The sequence below is a fragment of the Paenisporosarcina sp. P4_E4_2 genome (assembly GCF_056401595.1).
In genome coordinates, this window is record NZ_JBFUJC010000055.1 from 1 (window position 1) to 12458 (window position 12458).

At 38.4% G+C, this 12458-nt stretch carries 8 protein-coding genes; 4 read left to right on the plus strand and 4 right to left on the minus strand.

The window, feature by feature from the left end; genetic code table 11:
• Both AC1DSB_RS06430 and AC1DSB_RS06435 read left to right on the plus strand, forming a co-directional pair.
• A partial coding sequence (locus AC1DSB_RS06430; RefSeq protein WP_477586151.1) for a carboxypeptidase-like regulatory domain-containing protein occupies positions 1-1470 on the plus strand: 1470 nt, incomplete at its 5' end.
• 990 nt (positions 1471-2460) lie between these two features.
• The gene (locus AC1DSB_RS06435; protein WP_477532544.1) at positions 2461-3435 is read left to right on the plus strand and encodes a DMT family transporter; all 975 of its coding nucleotides are present in this window, start codon (positions 2461-2463) and stop codon (positions 3433-3435) included.
• A gap of 99 nt (positions 3436-3534) precedes the next feature.
• On the opposite strand, the gene AC1DSB_RS06440 is transcribed toward AC1DSB_RS06435, so the two are convergent.
• Positions 3535-4770 (minus strand): MFS transporter, encoded by a 1236-nt coding sequence (locus AC1DSB_RS06440; protein WP_477532548.1) that lies wholly within the window; start codon positions 4768-4770, stop codon positions 3535-3537.
• Positions 4749-5792 (minus strand): ArsR/SmtB family transcription factor, encoded by a 1044-nt coding sequence (locus tag AC1DSB_RS06445; protein ID WP_477532545.1) that lies wholly within the window; start codon positions 5790-5792, stop codon positions 4749-4751. Before AC1DSB_RS06445 ends, AC1DSB_RS06440 begins: the two co-directional genes overlap by 22 nt.
• 177 nt (positions 5793-5969) lie before the next feature.
• On the opposite strand from AC1DSB_RS06445, the gene AC1DSB_RS06450 reads away from it, so the two are divergent.
• Positions 5970-6965, plus strand: coding sequence for a DMT family transporter (locus AC1DSB_RS06450; protein WP_477532546.1), 996 nt, complete (start codon positions 5970-5972; stop codon positions 6963-6965).
• Positions 6966-7043: 78 nt separating this feature from the next.
• On the opposite strand, the gene AC1DSB_RS06455 is transcribed toward AC1DSB_RS06450, so the two are convergent.
• Positions 7044-7277, minus strand: a complete 234-nt coding sequence (locus tag AC1DSB_RS06455) for a hypothetical protein (RefSeq protein ID WP_477532547.1) — start codon at positions 7275-7277, stop codon at positions 7044-7046.
• A 760-nt stretch (positions 7278-8037) separates the two neighbouring features.
• Here AC1DSB_RS06455 and AC1DSB_RS06460 point away from each other — a divergent pair.
• Positions 8038-12177: a S8 family serine peptidase gene (locus AC1DSB_RS06460; protein WP_477586153.1), complete on the plus strand. Its 4140-nt coding sequence runs from the start codon at positions 8038-8040 to the stop codon at positions 12175-12177.
• A 59-nt stretch (positions 12178-12236) separates the two neighbouring features.
• On the opposite strand, the gene AC1DSB_RS06465 is transcribed toward AC1DSB_RS06460, so the two are convergent.
• A complete protein-coding gene (locus AC1DSB_RS06465) occupies positions 12237-12371 on the minus strand; it encodes an LIM domain-containing protein (RefSeq protein WP_477586155.1) in 135 nt (44 codons plus the stop codon).
• Positions 12372-12458 lie beyond the last annotated feature (87 nt).

Consider the following 12458-nt stretch of genomic DNA (forward strand, 5'->3'; position numbering starts at 1 on the left):
CAAGTGAGTGTACTTGAAACAGGACGTTCAGTCTATTCAAACCTTGCTGACGGGAAGTATTCGTTAATTCATGGCATAGGTACATTTACTACGAAAGCAGAAGCTTACGGATTCCAATCTAAAGAACAAACCGTTCAAATCGAGGCGGATAAATCGACACAAGCGAATTTCATATTAGAAGAACTGCCAAAAGCAACGGTTAGTGGTACAATTACAGACAAATCAACAGGTGATGGAATCGAAGGAGTGAAATTACTTCTCCTTGAAGATGCAAATATCACACCTGTAGTGACAGATGTAAATGGTAACTATTCCATCACTGCTTATGAGGGGGACTATACGCTTGTAGTGTTTGCACGAGGTTACGGTGGTCAGAGAACTACCATTTCAATCGGCAACGATACGGCACTGGATCTTGAGCTTGAGCCGTATTATACGTACCCAGGTGGGGAAATTGGCTATGATGATGGAACAGAAGAAAATGCATATGCGTTTTTTGCAGCTGGAAATGCTTGGGGAGTGAAAATGACTCTTCCTGCTGGAAAAGAATCTGCAATCGTATCCGATGGCATCTTCCGCTTCTCGGATGAGAGTTGGCCTAGACCTGGTGGAACTGCTTTTGCAGTAGAGGTGTGGGATGCAACAGGTGCAGATGGTGCACCCGGTAAGAAACTGGCTGGTCCATTTAGCGCGAAAGCAAAACGTGACGGTACATGGACAGTCGTTGATTTGACAGAATACAATATTGAAGTTGATAGCGATTTCTACATGGTCTATGTTCAGACGCAGGGTAGAACGAATGCACCTGGACTTGCGTCAGATACAAATACCCGGAACTCTAACCGAAACTATCAATTTGATGCAGGTTCATGGACACCTTCACTTACAAGCGAAGGAAACTTCATGATCCGTGCACGTGTCATATATGAAGTGATTGAACCGGTTATTACATCTCCAGTACAAGGCTTTAGTACTAATGAAAAAAAAGGGGTAATCGAAGGAGTAGCGTCCACAACGACGACAATCCAATTGATGAATAACGGAAAAGAGGCAGGTTCTACTTTAGTTGGTGATGATGGAAAATTCGCTATCCCTATGGAATTTGTTGAAGGTGCAAATGAGATGATCGCTGTGTCGAAGATGGGTGGTAAAGTAACAGGTAAATCTGCGCCAGTTACAATCACGCTTGACACGATCAATCCTAAACTGACACTCGACAATCCGAAAAACGGAGATAAGACGAATCGTGAAACGGTGACAGTCGAAGGGACGGTTTCAGATGTCAACCTCAAATCAGTCCAAGTGAATGGTTTTGAGGCAGCAATTGTTGATGGCAAGTATTCGAAGCGGATTTTGCTTGATAATGGTGTGAACGAAATTACAGTTGTCGCAACCGATATTGCGAACAATCAAGTTTCAAAGACAGTAACAGTAACAGCAAAATTCAAGCACAAACTATCGAAACCTTAATACCGAACAAAGATCTTCATTTAATTACTGGTAAGATTGTGAAAATTGAGTTTGATAGTGAGCCAGGGCATAAGGCCAAGCTTTACCTTTTAGTAGGTTATCAAATAGCAATTAAATCCAATATCTTTCAAAATGGCTTTTTTGATCAAGGAATCTCATATTTTGCTTTCTAAATATGAGATTCTTTTTTATGTTATTTCATCATTTAATATAATAGGGCAATTTATTGCAAGACCCTAAAGGAGCTGATTATTTGATCACCATTTTAGAAAACATAAAGGAATTAACTTCTATATTAATATTCATTTCCAGCATTATTTATCGTAGGCAACTTAAGCTAACTAAGTGGAAAAGAAAACTTTCTAAAGGCGAAATGACAATGTATATAATTACTTCAATTGCAATTCCTTTTTACGGAATTACTTATTTTATTCTTCTATTGGGAACATAAATTGCGTTGTTTTATCCAGTTAAATTATTCCCTTTTGTTCAAGCCTTCTCACAAAATCCTCTATTATAAAATCAATGTTTGTAGCACTCTTTTATCAAAGTCCCAATTTCTAAATTCAGTTTGTTTTTTGTTGTAATGATAAACAGCAGTACAGTCGCACCATACTATAAGAAATCACAGGGGAATTATTTCTTGTTATTCTTGTTGTTTTCCTACTGGTTGGTTCCAGATATGCAATCGCTTTAGCTTTGGGTCACTTATTATGGAAACTCATATTGTTACGACTCTTGTTTTTATAATCTTCCGATTGGTATTATTATTGCAAACACTTTTTTCCCTGCAAAAGTTGCCATGCCCGTTGTGTTTTGTATGCTTTTTCAACAAATATTAGGTTTTCTGTTTAGKAAAGTGGTAGAAAAATATCAAGATACATAATTCGAAATCTGCAACTACTTTTAGTTAGTGGGTTGTGGAGACCAACAGATCGGATGCTTGAAGAACTACTAACCAAACATGATAGAGAGACGAGGTGAGTTCCATTGAAGTCCATTTTTATTGGTATTTGTGCTGCCTTCTTTTTTGCATTTACATTTATTTTTAATGCATCCATGGAGTTGTCTGGCGGGAGTTGGATATGGAGTGCCTCACTTCGGTACATTTTTATGATTCCATTTCTTTTGACTATTGTACTAATGAGAAGAAATCTATTAGCACTAATAAAAGAAATGCAAAAACAACCAGGAAAATGGATATTATGGAGCTTCGTTGGCTTTGTTTTATTTTACGCACCTTTATGTTATGCAGCTGCGTATTCACCTGGTTGGCTGATTGCTGGTACATGGCAAATTACGATCATTTCAGGTGCATTACTTGCACCGTTATTTTTTGAAACAATACAAACCAAGAATGGACCTTTACAGATTAGAAGGAAAGTTGCCTTTAGGGGTCTTTTCATGTCAATGATTATTCTGTTAGGTATTGTTCTAATGCAAATGGAACATGCCAAGCAACTTTCATTAGAAAATCTATTATTGGGAGTTGTCCCCATTCTAATCGCATCATTTGCCTATCCTTTAGGGAATCGCAAAATGATGGATGTATGTGAAGGGCGATTAGATGCATATCAACGAGTATTAGGAATGACGTTAGCAAGTCTACCATTTTGGCTTTTGCTTTCTTTGTATGGCTTTTTTACGGAAGGATTACCAAGTGGAGGACAAAGCTTTCAATCGTTATTGGTAGCTCTTTTTTCAGGCGTCATTGCCACGGTCTTATTTTTTATGGCTACTGATTTGGTAAGAGGAAATATGCAAAAGTTAGCTGCAGTTGAAGCAACACAATCAATGGAAGTGATATTTGCATTAGCTGGTGAACTAATATTTCTATCTATACCACTTCCTTCTCCAATTTCCTGGGTCGGTATTTTTATCGTCATCATTGGAATGATATTGCATAGTTATGTTTCAAATAAAAGAGTGGAAAATAATCTTAATCATTCATTGAACGAAAATTAAATAATAGTTGCGGTGTTGAAAGTAGGCATTGCTTTTTTACTAAAGGGCGTAGATCCGTGACGAGTATGATCGCGGTTATCGCTAGTCTATGCTACTTGGTTATGATTCCAATCTTCGCTCTGGAAAATGATGTTGTTTTAATAGAGATATAAAAAGATAAAACAAAGCAGGGAGAACAATCACCATTCCAATGATCAGGTATGTTAGACGGGTGCTGATATCCCATAATGCAGATGAGGCAAACACGATTCCTAGAGGCATTGTTATCCTAAATAAAAACAGGCGAACTGCACTAAGTTGCGTTAAGCGTTCTCGAGGGGCCTCTCGCTGAAAAATAGCGGCACTTTGAGCATTAAAAAGAGGGAATAACATTCCACCGATTAGTTCACATATCCATGCAAGGGGTACTGAATGGACAAAAAACAAGAGAATAAATGATAGACCTCCTCCAAACAAACCAAGGTACATCGTAAAAACCGTTTTCGGTATTTTAGTAAGAATTAACATTCCAATAACATAACCAATAGGAAAAGCTCCTTTGAAAATAGCATATTCCCAATCCTGTCCTTCAAGTTCACCTTGTATAAAAGGAACACTTAAAACCATTGTTGCCCCTACAGCAAATTGGACTGTCGAAGAAAGAAGCGTTAGTCGTAAAAGATTTGGGTATTTAAAAAAAGTTCGATAACCTTCTTTCAGTTCAGTCCACCAAAACTTTTTTGTCCACGTGGCGACCGTTTTCTGGCTTGACTGTGGTATTTGCGAAAGCGCCAAGAAACTAGCCAAAAACAGTATCGAAGAGATTCCATAGATGTATTCCATAGGAATGAACAACAATAATAATGAAGTTACACCTGGAGCAATAATAATCATGAGTCGCAGTGTGGTGTCCAATAATCCATTTGCATCAACAAGCTCGTCGTCTTTGCAAATATCAGGTATGAGAGCAAATGAAAGACTGGCGTAGATGGGTTGCATCAATCCCAAAATGCACTGTAGTAAAACTAATCCAACCATAATTCCAAAATCAGAATCCATTAAGTAACCAGCTAGTGGTAAAAAGTAAGCACTGGCACGAATCAACTGGATGTTTCGAAGCATTTTCTCTTTCACAACGTGGTTCAGTAATGGAGCACTAAGTCCTTGAAGTATTAATGAAGGAATAAAGTAGACTAGCCAAATTGCCGCCATCCATTCCTTTGAACCAGTTAATTCATAAAGCAGCAAACCATTAATTATCCCCCCAGCTGCTCCTCCAAATTCTGATACGACTTCACCTAACCAAAGTGATTTAAATGATTTAGAGTACTTTTTTATATTGGGTTCCCAAGGTATTGAGTTAGACGTTCAGAAAAAGCGTTAATTCGGGTCATATTTGCCTTATAGATTCCTTTATCAACCTGAATAAATTTTGCTGCTTTTAATAATGAGAGCTGATGGTGGAGAGTGGTTTTAGAGATGCTGAACTGTAAACTTAAATCTTGTAGTGATGAAGATTCTTTTACCAACTGATAAAGAATTTTCAACCGAACTTCATCTCCTAATGCTTTGTGTCCCCGAATGAGTTCTGCCGAAGGAACTCCAGGCTCCGTCAAATACTCTTCTTTTAAAGGATAGAAATATAATTTTGTGTCAGGCGTACGGACTTCTAGGGTCCATGGGCGATAAATTACCTGCGGAATCAATTTAACTGTCCAAACAGAAGGTTCCGGAAAATACCATACTCCACCCGTAATTAATTCGATTGTTTCGATAGGGTTGTTCTTATCTAGTGAATTATATTGCTTCTCCTCAAAATCTAAGGTTCGAATCCACTTTTCCCATTTTTCATTCTGGCGTATCCAGGTGTACCAATCAGTCATAAGGTTGATGAATAAAGTGCAAATTTCTTGATATGAATAAGAACCAAGATGACGGATGTATTCACCGAGATAGGCATGGTCATCAAAATAGGACGCATAAGACTCAAATGAATCGCCTTGTTTGTATTGTGCAGAAATCTCTCTACGCATTGGTTCCATCTCTCGATCCTTATAAGGCAAAACCGTTTCATAAAATTCATTTGGATTCATTTCTGAAAGCTGGAGAGAAAAATCGGTTATAGATTTTGCAGAAAACCTTTCTTGAAGCAAGATTAATCCATACCATAAATTAGTTCTTTCTATTTCATCTAAATACTTGAGGAGAATTTCAGACATGGAATCCAGATTGGACTCCCACATTTCGTCGAACTCRAAAGTATGTCTTAGTTGCGTGTGGGTAAAACCAGTAATTCCAAGAATCACCTCCCATACTTGTGAAGATTCTACTTCTATCGAGATAGTTTCTATTGGTTGCGAGGAATAATGAAAATTCATCCGAGTGCCTCCTTCATCTATGAATGTATTCTATAATAATGGAATTATAAATTCAATAATTTCCGAATTATTTAATAAATATATTACAACTAACTTTCTTAAAACTCTTACTTATTAGTTGATATTCAGTCAAAGGGGTAGATTTCCATTCAAAAGTCGTAGATGATATTCAAACTAATGGAGGGTGCAGACAATATTTGGAATGGTACAATTTATTTAAGACTAATGAAGAAAGAACGTGGTTATATGAATAGAGGGCTTTATTTGGCTTACGTATGTGCGGGTATAAATGCAGTAATAGTGGGTTTATCTTTCTTATTCACAAAAACGGCTATTAATATTTCTAACCCAATAGATACCTTAGCCTTCCGTTTTACTTTTGCTTTCATAACGGTATTGTTATTAGTAATATTTAAAATTGTAAAGGTAGATTTAAGGATAAAGTCATATTATAAATTAATACCATTAACCCTGTTTTATCCGACTTTTTTCTTTACTTTTCAAGCGTTTGGCCTTGAATCTGTACCTTCATCAGAAGCCGGGATACTTTTTGCAACCATACCAATTTTAACGACAATTTTGGCTTCATTTTTTCTAAAAGAACAAACATCAGCTTATCAAAAGCTTTCTATTTTAACCTCGGTCTTTGGTGTTTTTTATATCTTTTCGATGAAAGGCGGCACTGTTTCCATCTCAAATTGGGTAGGTATTTCATTGCTGATGATTTCGTGTATATCGCTATCAGGTTATACAGTAATGGCTCGTTCTTTATTGAAAACTTTTAAACCGTTAGATGTAACATTTTTTATGTTAGGGATAGGTTTCTTCTTTTTTAACACTATTGCAATTTATCAACATATATTAAATAAGAGCTTACAATCTATGTTTATCCCTTTGACTAACTTAAACTTTGTTGTTTCTATTTTATTTCTTGGGATTCTTGCATCTTTCGTAACGTCATTATTATCTAATTTTATTCTCTCAAAAATATCAGCGTCCCAAATGAGTGTCTTCTCCAATATGTCTACTGTAGTCTCTATTATTGCTGGAGGAGTAATATTAAATGAAAAAATATATCTATTTCATATAGTGGGCTCAGCTCTTATAATTATTGGAGTTATTGGAACCAATTTGTTGAAAGATAAGCATATTCTCAAACGGACAGTTACTTGAATTCCATAGCACTTCTCGCGATAGAGAATTAAATCTACTCATTATAGAGTAAATCTTTTATATGTATATTAAAATGTATCATAAAGTTTCTTTGGGAATTTTGAAGTTCATATAGTTGAGCTTTTTAAAAAGGTGTGCCGAGATTTCACTCGTCATGCCTTTTGCTATTTTAATTAACAATTGCTTTATTATAAGTTTAACAAGTACAACCATTATTTCTTTACTTTCTAAATAATAATAGCTACCTCTTTTTTGCATTCCGTTAGAAATAACTATTTCATCTACAATTTTTTTAAACTCAGCAGTCTCCATTAGGATTCTGGCTTTGAGGCCCTTGCTGATAAGATCGAAGTGCCAGTTGAACTAGGTGGTGCAACGACTACCCATCACTTACTGAAATTTTGTTTGACACATGCAATGATTAAAGTATTGATACATAAAGTACTTCACCCTAAATCCTCCTAACACTAATTGATTTTTAGAATTTCCCTTAATTGTAATCTATATTCAGAGTAAAGCAGCATTCATAGACAGTTAGTTCTATTAATCACGAATGGTGTTTTTGGTACAAATATCCTAGTTAAACTTCTATTCCTCGATACGAGTCCCTAGTACTATCTATCGATTTGATTCTATTAAAATTGTAATAATTGATAGAATGGTTTTAATTTTCAGTCATTTCCCCCAAGGTTAAAATGTATTGCATTCATAACTTGATAATTTATTACAAAATTTCACCCATCCAGCTTCGAAAATATGCTATTTTCCACAGGTTTTCGTGCTTTATTGACACGTACTTAAAATATTTTTTAGTTGAATGGGTCAATGGAATCGCATGGAATTCCCCCAATTTACACTGTTCTAAGAGTAGGTATAATACGAATTGTAATAATTTTCAGACAGAATGGAAGGGAATGTGATTTAGAAGAAATAATATTCTCGGGCAAGATGGCTCTAATGCCAAATTGAAAAATGTAGGAGGAATTTTGTTGAAATCAAAATTGTTAAAGCGCACTTTCTCAGTTCTATCGCGTTACGATCTTTACAAATTCTTAGCAAGAAGAGGGAGCCTATGAAAGAGAGAAAATATCGTTGGTATAGCAAAACATCGAAAACTTCAACTGCCATTGCTTTATCATTGGGTTTACTTTTCTCCTCCGTCCAGTTCGGGATCGGACCTGTTTCGGGTGCAACTGGTAAATCAGCAGAACAAATCTTAGCATCGCTCACCCCAGAACAACAAGCGGCCTTAAACCAACTCGAGATGACAGAAAACTATGGCTTACAGGGATTTTCAGATGAAGATCTGAAATCAGACAAAGATATTTCTGTTATCGTACAATTTAAGTCCAAGCCAGGAAAAGYAGCTGTATTAGAGGCCGCTCTGAAAGGCAAAAAAGTAACCAAACAAAAAGCCAACGAACAGGTAGATCAAGAACATTCCACATTCCAAAGTGAACTGGAAAAAATCTTACCTGCTGCCACTTCTTCTTCAGAAGTCAAAAGTGCAGAACCTTCTTATAAAATCACCAGTTCCTACAAAACTTCTTATAACGGGGTGGCTCTTACCCTTCCTGCGAGCCAAGTAGAGACGTTGATGAAATCGGAAGTGGTCCAATCCGTACACAAAAATATCACCTTTACGGTAGAGCCTCCTTCCATCGCACAGGAAGAATCTAATAACGCTTCGACGCAAGCGGCTAGTGTTCCCCTTGTAGGAGTAGACAAGCTTCATGCGGAAGGAATCACAGGGAAAGGCGTAAAAGTAGGGGTCATCGATTCAGGGGTCGACTACAATCATCCTGATCTAATAGATGCCTTCAAAGGTGGCTATGACTTTGTCGATAATGACAACGATCCGATGGAAACCACCTACGCAGATTGGAAAAAGTCAGGTAACGCGGAATTCGATAGCGGAATCTCCTACTACACTGAGCATGGGACTCACGTATCTGGAATCATCGTCGGTCAAGCTAAAAATGATAGTGAAGTCTCTGTCAAAGGAGTCGCTCCAGATGCTGACCTCTATGTGTACCGTGTCCTTGGACCATATGGTAGCGGTACTTCGGAAGCCGTAATGGCGGGGATCGACCGAGCCGTTGCCGATGGCATGGATGTCATTAACATTTCCTTGGGAGCAGGAATTAACGATCCATACTATCCAACGAGTACAGCCGTGAACTATGCGGTATTAAGTGATGTCACTGCCGTGGTGGCTGCGGGTAACTCAGGACTTAACTCTTACACTCTCGCCTCTCCTGGAACTGCTGCACTCGCTCTCACCGTTGGAGCCAGTGATGTATCCATTTCTCATTCGTCCATGAAAGGGGCGATCGGAACACTCAGTGGGCTGGAACTGCTTAACATGGCAAAATCCTTCACTGATAACCTATCTACTCTAGAAGGGAAAAGTTTAGAACTAGTAAACGTAGGTCTTGGTGGTAACGCGAATTACACGGGCAAAGATGTGAATGGCAAAATCGCTTTCGTTGCTCGGGGAACATATGCATTTGCAGATAAAGTGAAGTTTGCGAAACAACATGGCGCGGCGGCTGTCTTAATGTATAACAACGAACCTGGCCATATTCCTGCTTACTTGGGAGAAAATCAAAACTTTATTCCTACTTTCTCTCTTACTCAAGAGGATGGACTCAAGGTGAAGGAGCAACTAACTGCAGGAAATAAATCCTTCACATTTAGTAATTTAACTGTAACCAAAACACAAGGGGACACCCTAGCTGACTTCAGTTCTCGTGGACCASCCAAAAGAACCTATGACATCAAGCCAGAAGTCACCGCTCCTGGAGTCAGTGTGTTGTCTTCTGTACCCGCTTACATCGGGAACCATGACGCACCAACCGATTACAAATATGCGTATGCTCGTCTCTCAGGTACTTCCATGGCAACGCCAAATGCGGCTGGTGTAGCAGCACTCTTATTACAAGTCAATCCAACGTTACAGCCTGAAGATGTAAAAACAATCATGATGAACACCGCTGATCCACTGAATGGTTCCTACAGTGTATTTGAAGTGGGAGCAGGACGCGTGGATCCTTATCAAGCCGTCCATACGGGGATGAAGATTCAAGTACAGGATACGACCCTAGTTCCTAACGCTGATGGAATCACTACTATCAAAGAAAAAACAGGTGGCATTGCGTTTGGCACTCATTATGCAGGTGAAGATCTTAGCGTTACCAAAAAGTTGAAATTTCAAAACCTAACTGATAAAGTAAAGAATTTCAATTTGAACGTTCAGTTCCAAGCGGTGAAAGGTAGCCTAGATGCCGTAGCCAACCAGGTACAAGTGAAATTCCACCCAACCTTAACAGTGGATCCAGCTTCTACCGAAAGTCTACATGTTACCATCGAAGTGCCTAAAGCTGCTGCTGAAGGAATTTACGAAGGTTACCTCTTAGTGACCAACCAAGAGGATCAAACCGAGCAATATCGGATTCCATTTAGTGTTCGTACAGCGGAAGACAACTTCAAAACACTGGATATCGGTGGTAGTAATATATTTTCCCCAGCCTACTATCGCTATGATCACTATGGCGAATTTAATAGACAATCTTTGGTATCTGCGCAAATGAACTTGAAAACACCAATGAAAACCATGGACATGATCTTAGTAGACCGGAAATCTGGGCAAGAGCTTGGTTTCGTTGGACGACACAATCTGGTTGGAAAAAACGTCGATACAAGCTATTTCCTAGTTATGTTTAATGGAAACTACTATCCGTTTACAGCCGATGGAATCTCTACAGAAAAAGCACAAGCAAAACCGGGGCAATACCAACTGAAAACGATTACGACTACTGAGGCTGACAAAGTTCTTACCAAATCCTTCGATCTATTAGTAGATATTGATCTACCTACTTTTACAAGCTCATTGGATCAAGAGTCTCCGATCCTTGAGTACAAACCAGGTCAAACTACTTATCCATTTGAAGTGCAAATCTATGACAAAGAAATTGAAGCGGCAAAACAAGCAGGGATGGCAGTCGACCAATCCAAAAACCGGCTCTTGTCGTACTTCAACAGTCCAGTACCTAGCTCTGTCCGTATGGACGCAGCGGGAAAATGGAAAGAAGAAATACCGATGGATGAAAAAACTCCGGTCCTAAGCTTTAAGATGGATGGATTTGATGGAGGTGGGAACATAGGTGGAAGGAAAGCCTACTACTTTGTTAAAGAAGATACTCCATTTGCTTATGGAACCAGTAAACAAAAATCGATCGCATTAGGGGAAACGATTACCACTACCCTCACACTGGACAATGTAAAAAAATTAAAGTCAGCCACTTGGAATTTGTTAGACTCTGACTTTTATGGTCCTAAGTTTGGCACTCAACTAGAAGTGGTTGAGGCAAAACCCAATGCAGCATTAAGTGAGTTTGGTGAAGGAACAGTAACCGTTACCTATACGAATGGAAAACCATCGATCAAACTAGATGTAGCGTCTACGAAAGAAGTTTCTGGCAAAATCCCTGCTGTAGACGTAACTATTAAGGTGAAAGATACTGCTTACACTACAAGAGCAGGATTTAATGCAAAGGTTTCTTATGTGAATGAAGCGGGCACATCAACCAATCCCTTCTTTGCACCATTTTCTTGGAACGTCACCCCTACGTTCTCTGAAGCATTTGGCTACCTTACAGCAGAAGGTTTTAGAAAGTATGCATCTGGTCAAGTTATCATCTGGGATAAAAAAGATTGGGTTCAAGCTGGGGCTAAAGTAATCTTTTCCGATGCTATGGGTAAAGTCTACGATGCAACTATAAATAGCAGAATCCAACCAGAGTTCCTTGTGACTAAGCTTCCGTTAACCGATCAACTATTTACCAAAGAAGTACACCTACCCGGGCACTTTATTACGATACAAAAAAATCAAAAAGTTGGCTTCTTACGCAACGGTGTGTGGTATGGGCAATATATGTACATTGACAACAAAGAAGCAGTAGCAGGTGATGTAAACCAAGACCAAGTAATCGACATTTACGATGCACTGGCGATTCAAGAAGCTTGGGGCACAAATAAACGCGAAGCAGATATTAACTTTGATGGTATTGTTAATGCAACAGACATCGGATTTGTCAAAACCAACTACTTAAAAGTAAATCCAGATGTAGAAAACACGCCAAAACCTGCAAATCATGTGAAGAGTAAAAGATTAGATGATATTTTAAGAGAACTTGGAGTTACACCTTAATTCAATTTGCTTTGGGAGTCCTGATCAGATCAGGACTCTTTTTTTCATCATTCTAGCTCTTAGTTGGACTGATAGCATGGTCCACAATAAATTCTGCCATAGGCTTCAAATGTTTCATTAGACTCTAAACGTTGACCGCAATCTGAACAACTCTCCCTATACACATTTGGGTTTTTTAAGTAAGCACTAACCATTATCTTTCTAATTTGAAGTAACAGCCTTTTGTTGTTCTTCACGACTCCGTTTCATTTCATGTTGGGATGCCACGGTCAWGATGGGAA

Excerpts from the sequence above, each read along its gene's own strand:
- AC1DSB_RS06450 (WP_477532546.1), top strand. The coding sequence starts at position 5,970 with ATGGAGGGTGCAGACAATATTTGGAATGGTACAATTTATTTAAGACTA.
- AC1DSB_RS06455 (WP_477532547.1), bottom strand. The coding sequence starts at position 7,277 with ATGGAGACTGCTGAGTTTAAAAAAATTGTAGATGAAATAGTTATTTCT.
- AC1DSB_RS06465 (WP_477586155.1), bottom strand. The coding sequence starts at position 12,371 with ATGGTTAGTGCTTACTTAAAAAACCCAAATGTGTATAGGGAGAGTTGT.